A 21,790-nucleotide genomic window follows, 5' to 3' on the forward strand; every position below is an offset into this window, starting at 1 on the left:
CTAAACTTTATATAAAATGGACGCAGGATTATTTACAGCAAATAACGTTTGGATGATGTTGGCTACCGCCTTGGTATTCTTCATGCACACCGGATTCGCCTTTTTAGAAATTGGCCTGACTAGACAAAAAAACACAATAAACATATTATTCAAGAACATCTTTATTATAACAGGTGGTCTTTTACTTTACTACGCATGGGGCTTTAACATGATGTACCCTGGTTTTGAAGAAGGATCTTCAGGAATATTCGGTTTTGCCGGTTTTGGTATAGCAGCTCCTGAAAACGGAATGACACCAGACTACGCAGATGGCGGATACACTTGGTGGACAGACTTCTTATTTCAAGGTATGTTCGCAGCAACAGCAGCAACTATTGTATCTGGTGCCGTAGCGGAACGTATCAAAATTGGCGCATTCATGATATTCACAGTAATCTATGTAGGTCTTGTTTATCCTATAGTAGGTGCTTGGAAATGGGGTGGCGGTTTCTTAGACTCATGGGGTTTTTATGATTTCGCAGGTTCTACTTTAGTTCACTCTGTAGGAGGTTGGGCTGCATTAGTAGCTATCTTTTTGTTAGGTTCACGTATTGGTAAATTTGACGAAAACGGTAAACCTAAAGCAATACCAGGACACAACATACCATTGGCAACTGCAGGTGTTCTTATCCTTTGGTTAGGATGGTTTGGTTTTAACGGTGGTTCTGTACTATCAGCTGACCCAGAATTAACTTCTCTAGTATTAGTAACTACTAGTTTAGCTGCCGCTGCAGGTGGTTTCGGAGCTTTCATCCTATCAACTATACTATACAAGAACTTAGATTTAACTATGTTCCTTAACGGTATCTTAGGTGGTTTAGTAGGTATTACTGCAGGTGCAGACCTTATGTCTCCTAACGAAGCAATTATAATTGGATTTTTAGCTGGCCTTATTATTGTGTTAGGTGTAGCTTTAATTGATAAATTAAAATTAGATGACCCAGTTGGTGCTGTTACAGTTCACTTGATCTGTGGTATTTGGGGAACTTTAGCAGTAGGAATCTTCGGCGCAAAAGCTGGTGGTGAGCAATTCATGGTACAGTTATACGGTGTGCTAATAGTAGGTGTCTTCTGTGTAGTTTGTACTTTCATTATCCTAGGAACCCTAAAAGCGGTAATGGGACTTAGAGTAAGTAAAGAAGAAGAGATTGAAGGTCTTGACATTCACGAACATGGTATGGATGCTTATCCAGATTTCATAAACGACTAAGTATATTAATTAGAAACGGAGCGTTTTGCAGAACGCTCCGTTATATAACACTTTCAAAATCTTAACAAATTTCAATTAAATCATTCCAAACAGGGATAACTAAATAAAATTAAAATGAAAGCGATTACAAATACAAAATACGTAAAAAATCTATTTTTCCTAGCAATACTACTTTTCTCTGCAACTGTTGTTGTTGCACAGGAAGAGGAAGAAGAGTCAAAACCTAAGTTTTCTTTTAGCGGTTCAGTTGATGCGTATTACCGAGCAAACTTAAATGCTCCTAACGGAGTAGATGCTCAGGCTCCGGGAAGTTCATTCGCTAACCTACCAGGATTTGCTTTGGGTATGGCCAACGTTATTGGTGCTTACGAAGGTGAAAAAGTTGGTTTTGTTGCCGATTTAGTTTTTGGCCCAAGAGGAACGGATGCTATTTTTGCTTCTCCAATGTATTCTTCTACCGGAAACATTGTTAACCAATTATATGCTTACTGGAATGTATCTGATGCCGTAACCTTAACTTTTGGTAACTTCAATACTTTCTTAGGTTACGAGGTTATTTCTCCGGTTGCCAACTTCAACTACAGTACCTCTTACCTGTTCTCTTATGGTCCGTTTTCACACACGGGTTTAAAAGCCGATTTTGCATTGTCTGATGATTTCAGTTTAATGTTAGCCGTTATGAACCCAACAGACCTTACTGAATTTAACCCAACAGGACAGTACGCTTGGGGAGCTCAATTAGGCTACAGCGGTCAATACTTGAACCTTTTAATTGATAACGGTTCTTACGAAGTAGATTTCACAGGTGGTTTTGATCTTTCTGACACTTTCTTCCTAGGATTGAACGCCGCTTATTTTGATGGTGACGAAGATGACGGTGTTGGTAGCTTTGCAGGTGTGGCAGTTTACCCACAGTTAGCGACTTCGGATACTTTTTCTATAGGTTTAAGAGGTGAATATTTTGCTGAAACTGATTTCTTTGGAGCTGTTGGTGGAACTGATGCTGACGGAGATGCAAGTGTTTTTGCTGTTACTTTAACAGGAAGCGCTACTATTGGTGATTTAATCATCAAACCAGAATTGAGATTAGATAGTGCTTCGGAAGAAGTATTCATTGACAATGATGGAAACCCAATTGGAGGTCTTTCTTCTTTTGTGTTGGCTGCGGTCTACTCTTTCTAAAACAGAATTATAATGGTTAAGTGTTTATAATTTAAGTTAAGCTAATTCAAGTAAAGACCCCAACGTTATACGTTGGGGTTTTTCAGTTTTTAATAGGCTCAAAAGCTTTAACTCCTGCAAGTATCTCTGTATCTAAATTATTAACACTAGGTACAATAGGGCATGAAAACTTTTTATTATAAGCACAATATGGATTATACGCCGTATTAAAGTCAATAACTATAGTATCTCCGTCAGGTATGGTTAAATCTATATACCTGCCACCTGTATAGGTTTGTTTTCCGTTGGTATCATCTGTAAAAGGCAGAAACAGATAATCCCTATATTTCTCTTGCTGCATCAATTCTTTATTTTGATACACCTCTAGTTGCCGGTTCTTTCCTTTAAGAGTAAAATGGGCAATACCATAAACGGTTTCTTCTGAAGAATCACCAGTAGTACTTGGCATCAAAAAAGGCAATGCCTCAGGCGTTCGAACAAATTTAGCGGTTATTACATATGTGGTGTCCGGAGCAAAGAAATCTAACGTTTCAAAATTCTTCCGGTAACGGTCCGGCAATGGCGAAGTTTCAGGATCCCTAAACTCTTCATTTTTTTCCTTTTGATAATCTAAAATAGCCTGTAGAGCACTAGTCTCAGCAACCACCTCTTTTTCCTCTGGTGCATCATGATATTTTTTATCAGTCTTACACCCCAAAATAGTAAAGAAGAAAATCAAAATAAGAACTCGCATAAAATCAATTTTTATCACAAAAATACAATATAAAGTGATTCCTCTTCACCAACCCATTGTACATTTCAACCTTAAATATAAAAAATGAATAAACTTTACCCAATACTACTCGCCCTAAGCCTTTTCTTTTCGTGCAACCTACCAAAAGAGCAGCCAAAGTCTACGCGCAGTTCAAAAAGAATGACTCCTGAAATTTCACCTGATAGATATAATGTGGCATTTCTAATTATGGATGGAACTTTCAATACAGAACTTACGGCTCCCTTTGATATTTTTCAACATACCAAGTTTCGCAAAAACATAAAGGCCATGAATACATTTACGGTTGCCAACACTTTAGAACCCATTACTACTTTTGAAGGCCTACGCCTATTACCGGATTTTGATTATACCAAAGATGACCTACCACCAATAGATATTTTAGTAATACCCAGTGCAGAACACCATTTAGATACCGATTTAAAGGATAGTGTTATGCTAGATTTTGTCCGAAAAACAGATAGTACTGCCTTATTTATGACAAGCCATTGTGATGGTGCCTTTGTTTTAGCCAAAGCGGGAGTACTTAAAGGAAAAGTCTCTACCACATTTCCTAGTGATATTGATACCTACAAAAAAATGTTCCCCGATTTAAAAGTAGCGGATAGTGTGCTATTTGTTCATGATGAAAAATACATAACCTCAGCAGGAGGTGCCAAAAGTTTTGAAGCCGCCCTATATCTATGCGAGCATTTATACGGAAAAAAAGTGGCAGATGCCTTGGCCAAAGGTTTGGTCATAGATTGGGACTTAAAGGAAATTCCGCACCTTACTATAGACTAATAATTACTATTCCTCAATAATGGTATAACGCGCTTCTTTCAAATATTTTTCAACCAATTCATTAAATTCTGGCGTTATACGCAGCAAAGCCGTATTCTCTAATGCGTAAAGTTCACTACGGTTAGCATACCCCTTTTCCAAAAGTTCTTCTAAGTAAAAAAGGGCTGTTCCGTAATCATCCGTTTTGGCCGTATATGATATTATTTTAAGATAACTGTCAAAATTATCCGGCTCAATAACGGTTTTCAACATCCATAAAAAATTTAGAGCCTCACCGTCCACAGGAGTTTCTGCGCTTAACACATCTACATTATCAGAAACCAATGCCTTCACATATCCTTCCAAACGTTTACCCAATTTTTGCTGAAGCACCTCAGGACTCTTTTGGAATTTCTGAAGTTCTTCCATTTGATATTTCCACCACCCTAAATTGTTATAATTATAAGTGATAATATCCTCCTCTAAATAATAATTATACTCCTCCTTAATTAAACTCTCTTTTAAATTTAGTGAATTCTGAGTTCTGTTTTGCTCTCTAAATAATCGGCTTTTCCTCAAAGTTTTTCTACTTGTTTTTATAGAATCTAAAGCCACATAAGGCTGATAAATTTCAGACATTTCTTCCAACCAACTATCTGCCAACAAAGGTTTATTTTCCGAATACAACCTATTTACCGTAACAAAATCTTCCGTATAGCTTACATCTATATATGCCTCATCTCTTGGCACATACCCTTTAGCCATAGCCGCTAAAGTCAAAATTTTCAGTGCTTTACTAAGATTTTCTGTATTGGGCCATTCGTGCCCTCCATCAAACACCAATAACTGATTAGGAAATTTCAATCTACTTAAAATCTTCTCTATAGTAAGCATTTCAGGATATGTAAAATCCTCATCGCCCACAACGCCAATATAATGGAATGGATTCCTACTGGTAAGCACCTCTATATTTGCTACTGATGCACCACAAGCAATTACCCCTTCAACACCCTTTATAAAAGCAGGAACCAATGTAGAAAATCTTCCTCCGGCAGAAAAACCACTAGTATATATGCCATTCTTTCTAATAGGCAACATAGTGGTTACCGTATTAAACATTCTACTTGTAATCAGAATATTTTTAGCAATAGACAATGTATCACTAATATTATTAGAGGCAGCAAGCACATACCCTTGTTCTTCTGCAGCAGCACTAACCATTGCCAGAGCTTGCCTTCCCCTGCCGTTCATATCAAAAACAAACACTACAGGCCATGTTTTTGAAACGTCAAATTTCTTGGGAAGATATAGTGAAAACGTTTCTGGAATGGTATCATTAACCACGAGCGAATCAATTACTACACCTTTTTTTAAGGTGATATTTTGGGCAGAACCAATAAACGTAGCACTAAAGGCCAGTAATAGTAGTATTCTTTTCATAAAAATTGAATCATCAAAAATCTAGCCAAAAGACAGGTATTGAAAGATCTTTGTTACCTGTAAGTATCATAGTTATAAAGAAAGATATACCTATTCTCCTATTTTACCTATTTCTACACCTTCTGAGTAAGCCACTCTAATATCATGAGCGCTAAAGGCCTTTTTAATAGACTTGTTGGCATTAAAGGTTACTTCCCAAAAATCATCTGGCAAAACAAATGGCCGCACAATAAGCTGTACGTTATGAGAATCAAAATCTAAAATCCCAATTTCAGGAGCCGGTTCTGGTAGTATTTTTTCAACTTCACTTAAAGCATCTCTTAGGACCTGCTTTACCTTTGGAAAACTTTCTTCATAAGGCATAGTCACTTCTAACTCTAACCTAATCATCCCTTTTTCTGAATAGTTAGTTACCACAGACTCAGTAATCATTGAATTAGGAATAATCAATATTTTATTACCTGGCGTAAGGACATCTGTACTAAAAATACCAATTTCTACCACTCTACCGAACTTATCATCTACTTGAATCCAATCACTTACCTTAAAAGGTTTTAGAGTCAATATTAAAATACCAGAAGCAAAATTACCCAAGCTACCCTGTAGGGCCATACCTACCGCAAAAGCAGCAGCTGCCAATATTGCAAAAAGCCCTGTGAGATCTGCACCTAGAACAGTTGCTATAACAAAAAGAACCGTTCCTTTTAACAACACCCCTACTATAGACGATAAAAACGGGCGTAAAGTTTCCGAAAACCCGGTTTTCTCCAAAGCTTTTCTAACAAGCTCTACTATTTTCTTGGCAAGCTTAAAGCCAATCCATAAAATGAGTCCTGCTAAGAAAATTCGAGGCACGTAGAAAACAGCCTTATCTGTGGCAATCTGAGCGTACTCATTTATTTTATCCAAATCCATGAATTAAAATTAACAATTAGAGCGCTTACTCCTATATAAAATTCATGTTTTTATACATTTTATATAGAAAACTGGGCAAAACAACATATAACAATAGAGCAAGACCTATTGAAACATAAAGAAATTCTGTCATCTTTTTAAGGAGAAATGACCCTTAAACTCTTTTCTGCCCCCGTCTTTGGTATACTCTACTTTAAACCAATAATCACTGGAAGGGGCATTCTTTCCATTAAAAGTACCATCCCATCCAAAATTTCCGTTTAATTGATGGAGCAGCGCTCCATATTGGTTATAAATACTAACAGCTGGGTCTTCAATCTGGGGAAACCCAACGATAGACCACACATCATTTACTCCATCTCCATTAGGCGTAAAAAACTTGGGATAATCCACTACCATAAATTCCTTGGAAAGAACACTACAATTATGAATATCCGTAATATATGCCACGTGCTCTCCCGGACTTAAATTTTCGAACCTATGTTCCGAAGAAAAATTAGAATCATCAACACTATAAAGGTAGCTCCCTTGCCCTTCAGCAGTAATATCTACTATATTATTATCCGTAAAAGGATCAGAAATAAACACCACTTCAAAAACCTCTGCTTGCGGCGAAGTAACTACCTGTGTATATAAAGGAAATTCACACCCCAATTCAATATTCTGAAGACTTACCACATAAGTTCCTTCTTCACTTGCTGTATATGAAGCATCCGTTGCGCCTACTATTAAATTGTCTGCTGAAACACTTTCCCTATACCAAGTAAATTTATAAATGGCCGGCGAAAGACCTGTACTTAAAACCGGTAATGGTTCCAAAGTTTCCGCATTAGCTCCTAAACAAAGAATGTACTCCTCTTGCAACTCCGTTTGAAAATCAAGTCCTAACAAACTCACCTCAAACGCAGTAACTTCATAACAACTGTTTCCAGAGGATATCCTTGCATAGACAGTTTCTTTTGCCTTTTTCAGCTCATAGGTTTCCGGATTTTCAATGGCATTCTCAAAGGCTTCAGCTTCTTCTAGAGACAAATAATAAGTAACTTGATACACATTAATATCCTGCCCTCCTAGAATATATTGGCCGTTAACCGTTAAATCTACCACCTCGTTACCATTGGCATCAACATCACAGAAAAACAATGAATCCGGCTCAGCATCAATTACCGGAGCGGGAATAAATTCAGCTTCCAATGTTCCGGTAGCCACACACGATTCGGAAAAAACAAGCTCTACGCTATAAGCACCACTTTCCGTAACAGCTACCTGGGAAACCCCTGACCAATCTGTAATTTCAACATCATTTTTATACCACTTGTAATCCGTAACACCTTCTACGGTTGCATCCAAAGCTATAGTCTCGTTAATGCAAGCTGGGTTTCCGCTGGCAACAGTCCTATTTTCGCCTAAATCATACCCTAACAAAAAACTACCCGCTTCTAAAAAAACAGCTGAATCTACTTTTGAATCCCTATTATCCGCAATGACCAACTTAATAGTATATGAACTGTTGGGCACTACAGGAGATTCTGCCGTTAAACTAGTGGTTTGCCCATGAAAAGATATGGCCGAACCAAGTCCGTTTATCTTATCAAAATAAGTAATGTTTCTAGCACCACACTCTCCTTCTACTCCAGGCCTGATAGTAGTTACGCTAACAGGCAACTTATTATTGGGAATTACCGCCAAATTTGTAGAAATACCTTGCGCATCCGTCAATATAAAGGCAAAAACATCTCCAAATGTACATTGAAAATTTTCCTGATATTCTTCTGATGCGAATAAGAAATTAAAGCTGATGTGATTGGTATGGGGAACAAAATCAAATTGTATATAAGAAGCATTATAAAGTGCATCTGAACCCGTTATAGACCTCAAATCAGCATCTCCCGGCCAATTTTCACTCCCTCCATCATGAATATCATTATTAGGACCTTCGGCTAATTTGGCTCGTCCTGTACTAAGAACAATTCCTTCTTCAAAAGGGAAACCAGAGTCATTGGCCTTAAAATAGCCTATACCGTTCAGACCTTCTTCTAAACCGGTTTTTGAAGTATAATTAGTTGTTTCTGCACAATTACTATTGATCAGGACATCTTTCACCAACTCCTCTACCGAATAGCTGGTATCATCAACACTAATTTGACCCCACAGCCCATAGGAGGACAATAGCACCAGTAAAACACTTATTATTTTCATTTTCTATAGTCTGACTCCGGAAAACCGGAATGCTAAATATAAGAAACTCTTCATTGGTTTTTAGCACTTCTTTTATAATATACCGGTTATGTAATTGTTAATCCGCTTCTGTTTTTAAAAGGTATCCTTACCTATGGGAGCGCTAGACACCACATTAGAAAGTATAATATGCGTGCGTGTCTCCCCGTACTGAATAAGTTTATCTATAAACCGCTCTAAATGGAACTGATCCCTTAAAACTACTTCCATAACAATATTCTCATTTCCAGTAATACGATAACAGTTTACCACCTCCTTATATGTTTTTACAGTCTCTAAAAATGGCTTTAATTTCCCCATAAAAGCCCGTAAAGTTATAATTGCTTTTAAGTGATGACCTGTCTTGGCGTGAGAAACTTTAGTAATATAGCCTTCTATAATTCCTAGGTCCTCCATCTTCTTTATTCGCTCCGCCACAGCAGGCGCTGTAAGCCCTACTTGTCTTCCTATATCCGCAAAGGTTTCACGTGCATTTGCCTGAAGACGTTTGAGTATTTTCCAGTTTAAATCATCTATATTCATTTTCGAGCCTTAATTTTAAAAATAGCTTATTATCCAAAGCTAAAATACAAAATAGCTATTGATTCTAAAGGTAAAACTTCAAAACTGGCCGTAACTTTATTAATCCTAATTGTTAGCGAAAGAAAAATGTCTTACAAGAACCTTCGTACCTTACCGGTCTACAAAAAAGCCTTAGAACTTTGCCATATGAGCAGAGAAATTGCGTCGTACGTTTCCTTGAACAAAGACCTTTTAAAACTCTATCAATCTAATAGCCACAGAGATAGCATTGCAGACTCCTTGTTGACAGATGCTATACTTATTCCAAAAAAAATTGCATCCGCAGAAATAAGCGGGTGCCATATAGAGCGCATGAAGAGTGCTAGTTTCATTAATATAATGATACGCAACATTAACTCCTATTGCAATGGTTTAGAAAATGATGGCGTAAAAGAAAAGGAATACCTAAATCTCCTGAGAACGGAAATAAAAAGTTTTAGACGTTCTTTTAAAAAATGGAGAAGCTCTTTTCCTGATGGAGGGGCCAATTATTTTAATTAAACTTCTTGTCATTCATTTTGTTTTAAAATTTAGGTTATACTAAAATTGTTAGTTTAAAGTTTTAATTTTGGATTTTAAACTATTGACTTTGAAAACAACAATTCTTATTCATTGCCCCGATCAAGCGGGAATCATAAGTGTTACCACTAACTTTATACACCAACATAAAGGGAATATCGTTTACCTAGACCAACATGTTGATAAAGAAACCAACGTGTTTTTTATGCGATTGGACAGTGATTTTGAAAATCCCACTTTTTCTACCGATAGCTTTAAACAAGAGTTTCAGCATCAATTAGCTGATAGATATAATATGCAGTGGAGCATGCACGAAGCGGGTATAAAACCCAAAATGGCTTTATTTGTATCTAAATACAATCATTGTCTTTACGATATTTTAAGCAGGTTTAACTCAAATGAACTTGATGTTGAAATTCCGTTCATTATCAGTAACCACCCCGATCTTAAATTTATTTCCGATCAGTTTAACATTCCGTATTACCACATTCCGGTAACCAAGGATACCAAAGCTGAAGCCGAGGAAAAACAATTAGGACTCCTAAAAGAATACGGTGTTGACTTTATTGTTTTAGCCAGATATATGCAGATTGTTAGCCCTAAAATTATAAGTAACTTTCCTAATCGCATAATCAACATTCACCACTCATTCTTACCGGCATTTGCTGGTGCCAAACCGTACCACGCAGCTTATAAACGCGGCGTTAAGATTATAGGTGCCACCAGTCATTATGTTACCGAAGAATTAGATGCAGGCCCTATTATAGAGCAAGATGTTACCACTGTAACCCATGCACACAGCATCAAAGACTTTATTGCGAAAGGTCGGGATTTAGAAAAAATAGTATTGTCAAGAGCTATAAAACTACACATCCTTAGAAAGACCATGGTTTACAACAATAAGACCGTGATTTTTTCGTAATATATATTTAAAGCGAATTCCTATAGTATTAATACCATTAACTATAAATTATTGAGTAAGATATCCCCATATCTTTCATGATACAAACCCTAAAACAAGACTATGAAAAAACTTATCATATTATTTTTCGCATTGAGCCTAACGTCATGCCACGAACTTCAACAGGTCGTTAACCAATTACCGCAGGGCGAAGCAGGACTAGGCAATGACCAAATTGCCGCCGGATTAAGACAAGCCCTGGACAAGGGTATTCAAAGCCAAGTGAGCAAACTTACTCAAGAAGATGGATTCTTAAAGAACGAAGCCGTAAAAATATTACTACCAGAAGAACTTCAAAAAGTAGACAAAACCCTTAGAGACATAGGTCTCGGTAGCCTAGCCGATGAAGGTCTTAAAGTTTTAAACCGAGCTGCCGAAGATGCCGTAGGTGAAGCTACCCCTATTTTTGTTGATGCAGTCAAAGGGATTACTTTTAATGATGCAAAGAACATTTTATTAGGTAATGACAATGCAGCTACACAATATTTAACCTCAGCTACCCAAACACAACTTTACGCAAAATTCAACCCGGTAATTAAAAATTCTTTTAGCAAAGTAGGGGCTGATAAAATCTGGAGCAACCTTATTACCAAATACAATAATATACCCCTGACCAAAAAAGTAAATCCTGATTTAACGGACTACGTTACTCAAGAAGCACTTAACGGAGTTTACACTATGATTGCCGTAGAAGAAAAGGAAATAAGGAACAATACAGCATCAAGAACAACAGACCTTTTAAAGCGTGTTTTTAGCTTACAAGACTAATGAAAAATATTTTACACAAATCCTACAATAACTTGAAAATTAACCCGTTAAATTCATAAGTAGTCTTTACAAACTACAAATCTCTAAGACCTTGTTGATTGTTAAAAATTAGAGATTATGATACTGAATTTTTTGAGTTAGTAATTTTTGAGTTAGTTAGTTTAAAACCGGTGGGAGCACCGGTTTTTTTGTTTTCCTTTAAGGTAGAAAGGATTTAAGATCAGAAAATTTTGTAGCGCTTCGGTTTAGTATAGAAAGAAGTAATTACCCTCTATTTACATCAGAAACAAAATCAATGACAAAGCGGTTAAACAATTGTGGTTGTTCTACATTCACCACATGACCACAATGTTCTATAGTCAATAAACTAGATTGTGTTTGTTTCTGGACCATTTTCTTAACAGATGGAAGAAAAAGATAATCCTCTCCACCCATTACATATAAGGTTGGAATATTGATATCTCCCGCTCTAAAAAAGCGCAATAATCTATTAATTTGTGAACCCATTTTATACCAACGCACAAACTCTTTCTGGTACATCTTTTTTGCCTCTCTAACAAAAAGCAATCTAGATTCTTTATGATTACCATCTGGCATAATAGCAAAAGTAAATAGCTTATACAACCATATATAAGGCACTAACGACTTGAACAGACCACCAAAGCCCATTAAAATTCTAAAGCGCATATCCAACCTAATAATAGCGCCGCCCAACACCATGCTTTCCACTCGTTCGGGATATTGCTCTGCTAAATTTCTGATAAGAACAGTACCCAAAGAAATACCTATAAAGTGAGATTTTTGAATTTTAAGAAAATCCAACACCTCTAAGATATCTTCTGTTATATAATCAAAAGTATATTTATCATTAAAGGCATCTTTTAAGCCAGGTTGAGAATCACCATGACCTCTAAGGTCTAGAAGCAAAACGTTAAAGTGTTTTCTAAATTCCCTTAGTTGTTTGTACCAAATAGAAGAGCTGCCTCCAGCTCCATGCACAAAGGTGACCCAAGAATCTGATTCTTGATGTAAATATGTTACGTAATTCAGCAAAGTGTTCTCTCGTTTTTTCCATTAAGGAATCTTGCAATGTATTAAATCTTTTGATCCATTTTTAGTTTGAGCAAAAAATATAATCCACAACAACATCTTAAAACGAAAAATTCAAGAAAAACAAGCAAAAACTAAGAATCTGATTTCCAAACCCCTACACCACCTAAAAAGGATTGTTAATATCTTATTGTTTTAACGAAATGGATTTGACAAAACCACAAGAAAAAAGGAGTTATTAACAACTACAAAAAGAGATTCGCAAGCATTCCATTTATGAATTGTTAATAAATCATCAATTCAACTTAATTTTTGCCATATACAGCGATTATTGAGATCCAAAGCGTATTTCTGTCCGTATATTTGTAACAAAGCATTTTAATACTATGGAAAATCAATATTGCAAGGTAGGTACAGTTACCTCAATCGCTTCAAACAGAAACGCGATATCACTTTTAGAACACCAGTATCAAACTTTCTTAGGGAAAGCTAACGATATGAAATACGCCGATACTAAATTGGTAGAATTTTTCGAGCAAAAAGCTGAGAAGATTCAGAGAGTTTTAGAAAATATGATGAAATAATTTCTTCAGAAATTATAAAAGTTCGGCCATTTGACGTTGTAGCTCTATAGCCTTGTGTCTTGCTGCATCTGCAAAGTCCGAACCCGTTGAGGCATATATAATTCCTCGCGACGAATTTATAAGAAGACCTACGTTTTCGTTCATTCCATTTTCACAGACATCTTTTAAACTTCCTCCTTGCGCGCCAACTCCTGGCACCAACAAAAAGCTTTCAGGAATAATTTTTCGGATATCTTTTAGGTACTCCGCTTTTGTTGCGCCTACTACGTACATTAGATTTTTAGAGTTTTCATAGGTCTTAGAAGTTTCCAAAACCGTTTTATACAACTCTTTGCCATCTACCAACTTTGTCTGATAGTCAAAAGCACCAATATTTGATGTTAGTGCCAAGAGAATCGTATGTTTATTTTCAAAAGCTAAAAACGGCTCAACAGAATCCTTTCCCATATACGGAGCAATCGTAACAGAATCAAACTCCATGTCTTCAAAGAACGCCTTTGCGTAACGCGTAGAAGTATTTCCTATATCCCCACGTTTAGCATCTGCAATGGTAAAAATCTCCGGATACTTACTGTTTATATACTTAATGGTCTTCTCCAATGATTGCCACCCTTTAATACCATATGCTTCATAAAAAGCGATATTAGGTTTGTAGGACACACAAACATCATGCGTAGCATCAATAATCGCTTTATTAAAGGCAAATATGGGGTCTTCCTCGGCTAACAAATGAGGTGGGATTTTTTCCAAATCGGTGTCAAGACCGATGCATAGAAATGATTTTTTCTTTCTAATTTGGGCAACAAGTTGTTCAGTGGTCATAGAAACGCTACGGCTATAAAGTTATGCTTCTAAAAAAAAGGCTGTCCGTTAAAAAATCTCAGAAGCTTCTTTCAGTTTTTCAGTATTTTCTACAAAACTAAGTTCTTCTATAATTTTTTGAATATCACCATCAATAATATTTTGCAAATCGTAAAGCGTTAATCCAATACGATGATCGGTAACACGCCCTTGCGGATAATTGTATGTCCTAATCTTTGCGGAACGGTCACCACTACTTACCTGAGAATTACGTTTTGCAGCGTCTTCTTCTTGTTTTTTGGCAAGCTCAAGATCATACAATCTCGAACGTAATACCCTAAAAGCCTTGTCTTTGTTCTTATGCTGAGATTTTTGATCTTGACACTGCGCTACCAATCCTGTTGGAATATGCGTAAGACGCACTGCAGAGTACGTAGTGTTTACCGACTGACCCCCTGGTCCCGAAGAACAGAAAAAATCTATTCGGACATCTTTAGGTTCAATCTGTACATCAAAATCTTCGGCTTCGGGAAGCACCATTACCGTTGCGGCACTAGTATGAACCCTACCCTGAGTTTCTGTCTGTGGCACACGTTGCACACGGTGTACACCAGCCTCAAATTTTAGAGTTCCGTATACGTCCTTACCGGTAACTTCAAACTGAATTTCTTTATAACCACCACTAGTTCCCTCACTTAAATCTATAACATTGGTTTTCCAACCTTTACCTTCGCAATACTTGGTATACATACGAAATAGATCTCCTGCAAATATACTAGCCTCGTCACCACCCGTACCGGCCCTGATTTCAACAACCACATCTTTGGCATCTTCAGGGTCCTTTGGTATGAGCATTAACTTTATTTCTTCTTCTAGCTGCGGAAGACCTCCCTTTGCCTCATCTAATTGCATTTTGGCCATTTCTACCATCTCGGCATCACTACCATCAGCTATAATTTCTTCAGCCTCTTGAATGTTATCCATAAGCTCAACGTAGATTTCACGTTTTGCAACAAGCTCTTTTAAATCGGAATATTCTTTGGTTAATCCTACATAGCGCTTCTGGTCCGAAATAATATCCGGTTGAATAATAAGGTCAGAAACCTCATCAAAACGCTGCTTTACTATATTAAGTTTATCTATCATTATCTTGCATCACTTGTGATGCGAATTTACGACAAATTTGTACATTTATTGATATTCGTTCATTTTGATGAAAAGCTTATCTCATCTGAATACAAATAACATCTTCTTTATATTTTAGAAATATATAGTTGTGAAGCAATTAATCTTTAGGCAATTCATCCAACAGAATACCACTGCTCGTATAGACCTTATTAGCGGCATCTACCAAAATAACTTCAGTACCACCTAACTGGTTTATTAAAGCAAGCCCTTCTTCTTTACCCATTATATAAACTGCTGTAGCCAAGGCGTCACATAACTCTGCACTTTTTGCAAAAATTGAAACACTATTAATCCCTAAAGAAGGGTAGCCCGTTCTAGGATCTAAAATATGAGAATATTTAAGCCCATCAAAAATGACGAATTTTTCAGAATTCCCAGATGTGGCTACGGAAGACTCAACAATAGGTAGCCAAGAAAAAATCTTCTCATCGCTTAATGGGTTTGCTATACCAATCAACCACTTTTCGCCGGTTGCTTTCGTCCCCCATGTTGTAAGATCACCAGCAGCATTAATTATACCACCAAGCACCTGTTTAGACACTAAAAGCTCCTTGGCCTTATCTGCTGCATAGCCTTTACCTATAGCTCCAAAGGATATTTTCATTCCCTTTTTACTCAGGTAAACGGTTTTCTCCAACGGATCCAAAATTATGTTTTCGTAACCTACATTTTTCACAGATTCACGAACCGCTTCATAGGGAGGAAATTCAGTCATGGAACCATCAAACCTCCAAATATTATCCATGGAAGCAAAAGAAATATCAAAAGCACCATCAGTGATTTCAGAAATCTGCTTCGCCCTTTCAATGAGCATAAACAACTCTTGACTCACTTTTACAGGCTTTACACCAGCGTTTAAATTTATTAATGAAGTTTCTGAATCCGGATTCCATGCCGAAATCATATTTTCGATTCTCTGAATCTCTGCTGTAGCCTCTTCAATATTTATATACCCTAAATCCTCATTACTAGACACCACAGTAACATCAAACCGTGTACCCATAAGCTCCATAGCCTTATGGACAGTTACAAGTTTCTTTTCTTGAGCAAAACCACTAGAAAAGAAGAGAAAAGTAAGTATGTAAATCACCTGTCTCACTCAAACATAGATTTTAAGTGTGTTATATATTCTGCGGGGGAAAGCTTTAGATAACCCGTTTTTCCAATAACCTTCTCATCTTCATTCAACAGAACAACTAAAGGAAAATGACCTTTTGAATTATACCTTTCCGCTAAATCATTGTTTTGAGCTATAAGCTCCTGATTAAGTTTATTCGCTTTTTTTCTTGGAAAATCTGCTTTATAAAGAACCAAATCGGTCTCTGCAAATTTTTTAAAATCTTCTGATTGCCATATGGTCTTATCTAACTTTATACAAGGTCCACACCAATCCGAGCCCGCAAAAACAAGTAGCAAATTCTTGTTTTCCTTTTTTGTAAGAGCCACGGCATCTTGGTAGCTATCTTCCCATTTTTGGGCAGAAAGCGACGTTGCAATTATCATAAATACCAAGAAGTAAAACTTTTTCATACTATGTCTTAGACAAAATCAATGCCATTTATTCAAATACGCGTAACATATTACCGTTTAATTCGGTTTTAAAAATCTTCAATGTTTTTGCTGTTGCCCCATCTACCTTATTGATTGGCGTTCCGTTTTGCTCAAAACGAGACCCGTGTACATCACAATAAAAGATACCACCATCCAAATCAACAAAACGCACTTCTTCATAGCCTTGATGACTACAAACTTGACTAGCTGCAACAAATTCTCCTTCCGAATTCCTAGCTACAACGACTAAATTTTTCAATATAAACCCGCCGTTCTCTGCAAGTTTTGCATTTTCTGAAGCTTCTAAATCTAAAGTAAAATCAATTCCGGTAGGTACGGGAGTGTTGCCTTCACCCTCAATTTCATCCTCATTGTCACTAGAACAACCATGCAAACATGGAAAAGCAAGAGCAAATGCAGCACTAGCTCCTAAGGTTTTCAAAAAGTGTTTTCTTTCCATAGTACTACTGTTTACTATAGACAACGAAGTATTGAAACGATTCGTATACCTTAATAAACAAACTTACCATAAGTACTCTGGATAGTCAGTTTCTTAGAAGTACTAGCTTCTACCCTACCTACAATCCGGGCATCTACACCAAAACTTTCTGAAATAGCGATTAAATCTTTGGCCACACTCTCATTAGTATAAATCTCAAGACGATGACCACAGTTAAACACCTGATACATTTCTTTCCAATCCGTACCCGATTGTTCTTGAATCAATTTAAAAAGAGGAGGAACAGGAAAAAGATTATCTTTTATAATATGAAGTTCATCTACAAAATGAAGGATTTTAGTCTGGGCACCGCCACTACAATGCACCATTCCATGAATATCTTCAGAGGTATATTTATTCAAAATTTTCTTTACAATTGGCGCATAGGTTCTAGTTGGAGACAACACCAACTTACCAGCATCCAATGGTACATTTTCATCAATTTTATCCGTTAATTTTGTACTGCCGGAATACACTAAATCCTCAGGTACGGAAGCATCAAAGCTCTCCGGGTATTTTTCAGCTAGATACTTTGAAAAAACATCATGTCTGGCAGAAGTAAGTCCATTACTGCCCATACCTCCGTTATATTCTTTCTCATAAGTAGCTTGACCGAACGATGCTAAACCAACTATTACATCTCCTGCCTTAATATTAGCATTATCTATAACGTCCTTTTTCTTTAAGCGAGCTGTTACCGTAGAATCTACAATTATAGTACGTACCAAATCCCCAACATCTGCTGTTTCACCACCTGTAGAACGGATGGTTAGACCATGCTCCGCCAAATCATTTATAAGCTCTTCAGTACCGTTTATGATTTCGGATATTACCTCACCTGGAATTAAGTTTTTATTACGCCCTATAGTAGAAGAAAGCATAATATTATCAGTAGCACCCACACAGATAAGATCATCTATGTTCATAATAAGCGCATCTTGAGCTATACCTTTCCACACAGAAATATCACCTGTTTCTTTCCAGTACATATAAGCCAATGATGATTTGGTGCCAGCACCATCTGCGTGCATTACCAAACAATACGCATCATCGTTCGTTAAATAATCCGGCACAATTTTACAGAACGCCTTAGGAAAGAGTCCTTTATCAATATTCTTAATTGCATTGTGCACATCTTCTTTTGAGGCGGAAACTCCTCTTTGGCTGTATCTTTCACTAGTAGACGAACTCATTATAACGGCTTTTTGGCAAAAATAAGGTATTCACCGAATAATCATCGCTTGACAAAAAAAACTTTCTAAAAGTTCTTAAATTGAATAGATTTTACAAAAAAGGCCCCGTAAAAACGAGGCCTAAATTTATTTAATGGACAACAACTCCCGATACTTGGTCAGTGGCCAAAAACGATTATCAACCAATCGCTCTAATTTATCACAATGCATCCGTATTTCATCAAAATATGGCTTTACATTATCACTATATGCAAAAGCTTTCTTATGTGTATCAGTAAGTTTATTAGCCTTTCTTCTTGCATCCGTCATAGCGTCTGTCTGTTTTTTAAGCTCTGTGATATGCTCCGCAATTTGCTCTATAATTCCAGATTGGCCATCCGTCAATTTCCTGTGGGCAGCACCATATATCTCCTTTAAGCCAAGAACATTTTTAATCAACATATTTTGATATTCTATAACAGACGGAATAATATGATTGTACACCAACTCATTAAACACCCTGCCTTCTATCTGAATATGCAAAATATAAGCATCCAACTCTACCTCTTGTCTTGCCGCAACCTCTTTTTCACTCATAACCCCCATAGACTCAAAAAGATCTAAGCTTTCTTTTGAAGTCAAAATTTGCAGGGCCTGTGGCGTATTCTTATTGTTGCTTAATTTTCTTCTCTTAGCTTCTTTCTCCCACTCATCACTATACCCGTCACCATCAAAACGAATGCGCTTTGACGTTTTGATATATTCTCGCAGCACATTAAAAACAGCTTCATCTTTCTTAAGGCTTTTTTTATCTACCAGTGCATCAACTTCCTTTTTAAATTCTTGCAACTGCTTGGCCACAATTGTATTTAGAATAGTCATTGGCTTGGCGCAATTTGTCTTTGAACCGACCCCCCGCATTTCAAACTTATTTCCGGTAAACGCAAATGGCGAAGTACGATTACGATCCGTGTTATCTAATAAAATTTCAGGAATTTTACCAACAACGTTAAGTTTGAGTTCCGTTTTTTCCTCAGGTGATAATTTCCCCTTAGACACACCTTCCAACTCATCTAATACACTACCTAATTGCTTACCCACAAATATGGATAAAATTGCCGGCGGTGCTTCATTAGCACCTAACCTATGATCATTGCTAGCAGATGCTATGGAAGACCTCAACAACTCTTCATACCTATCTACAGCTTTTATGGTATTAATAAAAAATGTCAAAAACTGAAGGTTCTTCATAGGCGTAGAACCCGGACTCAACAAATTAACACCAGTATCCGTAGCTAAAGACCAGTTATTATGTTTGCCCGAACCATTAATTTCAGCAAATGGTTTTTCATGAAAAAGAACTTTAAGGTGATGTTTATCTGCAATACGATCCATAACATCCATTAGAAGAAGGTTGTGATCTACAGCCAAATTGGCTTCCTCAAAAACGGGAGCCAACTCAAATTGATTGGGCGCCACCTCATTATGTCTAGTCTTTACCGGAATACCTAGAAGCATACACTCCACTTCTAAATCCTTCATAAAATTAATAGCCCTTAGCGGAATCACCCCAAAATAATGATCATCTAATTGCTGCCCTTTTGCTGCGGAATGCCCCACCAAAGTACGCCCCGTTAAACTAATATCTATACGCGAAGCAGCAAGTTCTTTATCCACCAAAAAATATTCTTGCTCCCAACCTAAAGTTGCATTTACTTTCACCACAGTTTTATCAAAAAACTTGGCAACCGCCGTCGCCGCTTCATCAACCGCACTCAAAGCTCGTAATAAAGGTGCCTTGTTATCTAAAGCTTCGCCGGTATACGAAACAAATACGGTAGGTATACATAATGTGGTATCATACACAAAAGCAGGACTTGTTGGATCCCATGCCGTGTACCCTCGCGCCTCAAAAGTATTACGTATTCCACCACTAGGAAAACTAGATGCATCCGGCTCTTGCTGCACCAATTGTCCGCCTCCAAATTTCTCCAGAGCCCTACCATCAGGCATCAAATCAAAAAAGGCATCATGCTTCTCGGCGGTAGCCCCTGTAAGAGGCTGAAACCAGTGCGTATAATGCGTAGCCCCCATTTCAATAGCCCAAGATTTCATAGATTCAGCTACCTGATCTGCAATCTTTCTATCAATTTTTGATCCGGAAAAAATCGCCCCCTGTACACTAGCCAAAGCATCTTTGGTAAGGTACTGCAACATTCGTTCATTATTGAACACATTGTTTGCATAAAGTTCTGACCTACGGCCCTTTTCATCAACACTTATGCGTTCTCTCTTTCTGCTCTCGGCAATAGCATCAAATCGCTGTCTAGACATATTCATACTTTATTTTGTGCGGCTAAAATAAGGATTACCGATTTAATAATAAAAACTTAAAATAATCAACTTACCACAAAATACCCTGTTAAATTTAGGGCTATCGTAAATAATACTCAATTTTTCCACATTTACCCCCCTAAAAATTAGTATAATTCAACAAAAAACATATTTTTGTTTGTCTTTAAATTTAAATTAATTACCGTAATTATGAGCAAAACAAAATTAGAGTACATCTGGTTGGATGGATATTTCCCTACACAGAACATGCGTAGCAAGACTAAAGTCGTAAATGATTTTGGCGGAAAATTAGAAGATTGTGATATGTGGTCTTTTGATGGAAGTTCAACAAGACAAGCAGAAGGCGGATCTTCAGATTGCTTGTTAAAACCAGTTGCTATTTACCCTGACCCTGCACGTAGAGATGCTTACTTAGTAATGACCGAAGTTATGAATGCTGATGGTACTCCGCACGTTTCAAACGGAAGAGCTACTATTGATGATGATGACAACGATTTCTGGTTCGGTTTTGAGCAAGAATACTTTATTATGGATACTGCTACTCAACTTCCTTTAGGTTTCCCTATTGGTGGCTACCCTGCTCCACAAGGAATGTACTACTGTTCAGTAGGTGGTAAAAATACTCACGGTAGAGATATCGTAGAAGAGCACGCTGACCTTTGTATTGATGCTGGATTGAACTTTGAAGGAATTAACCAAGAGGTTGCTTCTGGACAATGGGAATTTCAATTGTTTGCTAAAGGTGCTAAAAAAGCAGGAGATGAAATCTGGATTGCCAGATACCTTTTAGATAGATTAACAGAACAACACGGTTACTACATTGAGTACCATCCTAAGCCATTAGGAAAAGACATGGACTGGAACGGTTCTGGTATGCATGCTAACTTCTCTAACGAAGTTTTAAGAACATGTGGTGACAAAGCAACATATGAGAAAATATGTGAAGCTTTCCGTCCAGTAGTAAAAGAACACATTGCTGTTTACGGTGAATTTAACGACCAACGTTTAACCGGTGAGCACGAAACTGCTTCAATAAACGACTTTAGTTTTGGTATTTCTGATAGAGGTGCCTCTATCCGTATTCCGATTATTACAGTAGAGCAAGGATGGAAAGGTTGGTTAGAAGACAGAAGACCTGCTTCTAACGGTGATCCATACAAGATTGCCGGTAGAATTATCAAAACAGTTAAATCTGCTAAGATTTAATTAAAATAGAATTTTTT

The 21,790-nt window shown here is 37.1% G+C and carries 20 protein-coding genes; 7 read left to right on the forward strand and 13 right to left on the reverse strand.

The genetic code is table 11. From position 1 onward, the window contains the following. The first annotated feature begins 16 nt into the window (after positions 1–16). Both IWC72_RS01060 and IWC72_RS01065 read left to right on the forward strand, forming a co-directional pair. The gene (locus IWC72_RS01060; RefSeq protein WP_194524418.1) at positions 17–1,249 is read left to right on the forward strand and encodes an ammonium transporter; all 1,233 of its coding nucleotides are present in this window, start codon (positions 17–19) and stop codon (positions 1,247–1,249) included. 114 nt (positions 1,250–1,363) lie between these two features. Beyond that, positions 1,364–2,431 carry a porin gene (locus IWC72_RS01065; RefSeq protein ID WP_194524419.1) on the forward strand — a complete coding sequence of 356 codons (1,068 nt, stop codon included), beginning with the start codon at positions 1,364–1,366 and terminating at the stop codon, positions 2,429–2,431. Between the two features lie 82 nt (positions 2,432–2,513). Here IWC72_RS01065 and IWC72_RS01070 read toward each other — a convergent pair whose 3' ends face one another. Continuing rightward, positions 2,514–3,164 carry a DUF1684 domain-containing protein gene (locus IWC72_RS01070; protein WP_194524420.1) on the reverse strand — a complete coding sequence of 217 codons (651 nt, stop codon included), beginning with the start codon at positions 3,162–3,164 and terminating at the stop codon, positions 2,514–2,516. A gap of 84 nt (positions 3,165–3,248) precedes the next feature. Here IWC72_RS01070 and IWC72_RS01075 point away from each other — a divergent pair, with 84 nt between their 5' ends. Continuing rightward, the gene (locus IWC72_RS01075; RefSeq protein WP_194528542.1) at positions 3,249–3,986 is read left to right on the forward strand and encodes a DJ-1/PfpI family protein; all 738 of its coding nucleotides are present in this window, start codon (positions 3,249–3,251) and stop codon (positions 3,984–3,986) included. A gap of 6 nt (positions 3,987–3,992) precedes the next feature. On the opposite strand, the gene IWC72_RS01080 is transcribed toward IWC72_RS01075, so the two are convergent. The 4 genes from IWC72_RS01080 to IWC72_RS01095 form a co-directional block, all read right to left on the reverse strand. Next, positions 3,993–5,405, reverse strand: a complete 1,413-nt coding sequence (locus IWC72_RS01080) for an alpha/beta hydrolase (protein ID WP_194528543.1) — start codon at positions 5,403–5,405, stop codon at positions 3,993–3,995. A 90-nt stretch (positions 5,406–5,495) separates the two neighbouring features. Next, entirely contained in the window at positions 5,496–6,320 is an 825-nt protein-coding gene (locus tag IWC72_RS01085) for a mechanosensitive ion channel family protein (protein ID WP_194524423.1), read from the reverse strand. Positions 6,321–6,449: 129 nt separating this feature from the next. Beyond that, positions 6,450–8,519: a T9SS type B sorting domain-containing protein gene (locus IWC72_RS01090; protein WP_194528544.1), complete on the reverse strand. Its 2,070-nt coding sequence runs from the start codon at positions 8,517–8,519 to the stop codon at positions 6,450–6,452. A 114-nt stretch (positions 8,520–8,633) separates the two neighbouring features. Further along, positions 8,634–9,080: an Lrp/AsnC family transcriptional regulator gene (locus IWC72_RS01095; protein WP_194524425.1), complete on the reverse strand. Its 447-nt coding sequence runs from the start codon at positions 9,078–9,080 to the stop codon at positions 8,634–8,636. Between the two features lie 186 nt (positions 9,081–9,266). Between IWC72_RS01095 and IWC72_RS01100 the strand changes: the two genes are divergently transcribed. The 3 genes from IWC72_RS01100 (at position 9,267) to IWC72_RS01110 (ending at position 11,367) form a co-directional block, all read left to right on the forward strand. Continuing rightward, the gene (locus IWC72_RS01100; protein ID WP_317171374.1) at positions 9,267–9,620 is read left to right on the forward strand and encodes a hypothetical protein; all 354 of its coding nucleotides are present in this window, start codon (positions 9,267–9,269) and stop codon (positions 9,618–9,620) included. Between the two features lie 88 nt (positions 9,621–9,708). Further along, positions 9,709–10,560, forward strand: coding sequence for a formyltetrahydrofolate deformylase (purU, locus tag IWC72_RS01105; protein WP_194528545.1), 852 nt, complete (start codon positions 9,709–9,711; stop codon positions 10,558–10,560). Positions 10,561–10,662: 102 nt separating this feature from the next. After that, on the forward strand, positions 10,663–11,367 hold the full coding sequence (locus IWC72_RS01110) for a DUF4197 domain-containing protein (RefSeq protein WP_194524428.1): 705 nt from the start codon (positions 10,663–10,665) through the stop codon (positions 11,365–11,367). Between the two features lie 264 nt (positions 11,368–11,631). Here IWC72_RS01110 and IWC72_RS01115 read toward each other — a convergent pair whose 3' ends face one another. The 8 genes from IWC72_RS01115 to IWC72_RS01150 all read right to left on the reverse strand — a co-directional run bounded on the left by IWC72_RS01115 (position 11,632) and on the right by IWC72_RS01150 (position 20,546). After that, on the reverse strand, positions 11,632–12,420 hold the full coding sequence (locus IWC72_RS01115; protein WP_194528546.1) for an alpha/beta fold hydrolase: 789 nt from the start codon (positions 12,418–12,420) through the stop codon (positions 11,632–11,634). A 593-nt stretch (positions 12,421–13,013) separates the two neighbouring features. After that, on the reverse strand, positions 13,014–13,823 hold the full coding sequence (gene pyrF, locus IWC72_RS01120; RefSeq protein WP_194524430.1) for an orotidine-5'-phosphate decarboxylase: 810 nt from the start codon (positions 13,821–13,823) through the stop codon (positions 13,014–13,016). A 48-nt stretch (positions 13,824–13,871) separates the two neighbouring features. Continuing rightward, positions 13,872–14,948 carry a peptide chain release factor 1 gene (gene prfA, locus IWC72_RS01125; RefSeq protein ID WP_194524431.1) on the reverse strand — a complete coding sequence of 359 codons (1,077 nt, stop codon included), beginning with the start codon at positions 14,946–14,948 and terminating at the stop codon, positions 13,872–13,874. A gap of 139 nt (positions 14,949–15,087) precedes the next feature. Then, a complete protein-coding gene (locus tag IWC72_RS01130; RefSeq protein WP_317171375.1) occupies positions 15,088–16,089 on the reverse strand; it encodes an FAD:protein FMN transferase in 1,002 nt (333 codons plus the stop codon). Next, positions 16,086–16,520, reverse strand: a complete 435-nt coding sequence (locus tag IWC72_RS01135) for a thioredoxin family protein (protein ID WP_194528547.1) — start codon at positions 16,518–16,520, stop codon at positions 16,086–16,088. Before IWC72_RS01135 ends, IWC72_RS01130 begins: the two co-directional genes overlap by 4 nt. A gap of 28 nt (positions 16,521–16,548) precedes the next feature. Continuing rightward, on the reverse strand, positions 16,549–17,001 hold the full coding sequence (locus tag IWC72_RS01140) for a QcrA and Rieske domain-containing protein (protein WP_194528548.1): 453 nt from the start codon (positions 16,999–17,001) through the stop codon (positions 16,549–16,551). 50 nt (positions 17,002–17,051) lie between these two features. After that, on the reverse strand, positions 17,052–18,233 hold the full coding sequence (locus IWC72_RS01145) for an AIR synthase related protein (protein WP_194528549.1): 1,182 nt from the start codon (positions 18,231–18,233) through the stop codon (positions 17,052–17,054). Positions 18,234–18,359: 126 nt separating this feature from the next. Then, the gene (locus tag IWC72_RS01150; protein ID WP_194528550.1) at positions 18,360–20,546 is read right to left on the reverse strand and encodes a glutamine synthetase III family protein; all 2,187 of its coding nucleotides are present in this window, start codon (positions 20,544–20,546) and stop codon (positions 18,360–18,362) included. A gap of 210 nt (positions 20,547–20,756) precedes the next feature. On the opposite strand from IWC72_RS01150, the gene IWC72_RS01155 reads away from it, so the two are divergent. Further along, the gene (locus IWC72_RS01155) at positions 20,757–21,773 is read left to right on the forward strand and encodes a glutamine synthetase beta-grasp domain-containing protein (protein WP_194524436.1); all 1,017 of its coding nucleotides are present in this window, start codon (positions 20,757–20,759) and stop codon (positions 21,771–21,773) included. Positions 21,774–21,790: the final 17 nt, after the last annotated feature.

The sequence above is a fragment of the Zobellia roscoffensis genome (assembly GCF_015330165.1).
GTDB classification, from domain to species: domain Bacteria; phylum Bacteroidota; class Bacteroidia; order Flavobacteriales; family Flavobacteriaceae; genus Zobellia; species Zobellia roscoffensis.

Bases quoted from the DNA above. Each gene is read 5' to 3' on its own strand.
- IWC72_RS01060 (WP_194524418.1), top strand. From the start codon at position 17: ATGGACGCAGGATTATTTACAGCAAATAACGTTTGGATGATGTTGGCT.
- IWC72_RS01065 (WP_194524419.1), top strand. From the start codon at position 1,364: ATGAAAGCGATTACAAATACAAAATACGTAAAAAATCTATTTTTCCTA.
- IWC72_RS01070 (WP_194524420.1), bottom strand. From the start codon at position 3,164: ATGCGAGTTCTTATTTTGATTTTCTTCTTTACTATTTTGGGGTGTAAG.
- IWC72_RS01075 (WP_194528542.1), top strand. From the start codon at position 3,249: ATGAATAAACTTTACCCAATACTACTCGCCCTAAGCCTTTTCTTTTCG.
- IWC72_RS01080 (WP_194528543.1), bottom strand. From the start codon at position 5,405: ATGAAAAGAATACTACTATTACTGGCCTTTAGTGCTACGTTTATTGGT.
- IWC72_RS01085 (WP_194524423.1), bottom strand. From the start codon at position 6,320: ATGGATTTGGATAAAATAAATGAGTACGCTCAGATTGCCACAGATAAG.
- IWC72_RS01090 (WP_194528544.1), bottom strand. From the start codon at position 8,519: ATGAAAATAATAAGTGTTTTACTGGTGCTATTGTCCTCCTATGGGCTG.
- IWC72_RS01095 (WP_194524425.1), bottom strand. From the start codon at position 9,080: ATGAATATAGATGATTTAAACTGGAAAATACTCAAACGTCTTCAGGCA.
- IWC72_RS01100 (WP_317171374.1), top strand. From the start codon at position 9,267: ATGAGCAGAGAAATTGCGTCGTACGTTTCCTTGAACAAAGACCTTTTA.
- IWC72_RS01110 (WP_194524428.1), top strand. From the start codon at position 10,663: ATGAAAAAACTTATCATATTATTTTTCGCATTGAGCCTAACGTCATGC.
- pyrF (WP_194524430.1), bottom strand. From the start codon at position 13,823: ATGACCACTGAACAACTTGTTGCCCAAATTAGAAAGAAAAAATCATTT.
- prfA (WP_194524431.1), bottom strand. From the start codon at position 14,948: ATGATAGATAAACTTAATATAGTAAAGCAGCGTTTTGATGAGGTTTCT.
- IWC72_RS01135 (WP_194528547.1), bottom strand. From the start codon at position 16,520: ATGAAAAAGTTTTACTTCTTGGTATTTATGATAATTGCAACGTCGCTT.
- IWC72_RS01140 (WP_194528548.1), bottom strand. From the start codon at position 17,001: ATGGAAAGAAAACACTTTTTGAAAACCTTAGGAGCTAGTGCTGCATTT.
- IWC72_RS01145 (WP_194528549.1), bottom strand. From the start codon at position 18,233: ATGAGTTCGTCTACTAGTGAAAGATACAGCCAAAGAGGAGTTTCCGCC.
- IWC72_RS01150 (WP_194528550.1), bottom strand. From the start codon at position 20,546: ATGTCTAGACAGCGATTTGATGCTATTGCCGAGAGCAGAAAGAGAGAA.
- IWC72_RS01155 (WP_194524436.1), top strand. From the start codon at position 20,757: ATGAGCAAAACAAAATTAGAGTACATCTGGTTGGATGGATATTTCCCT.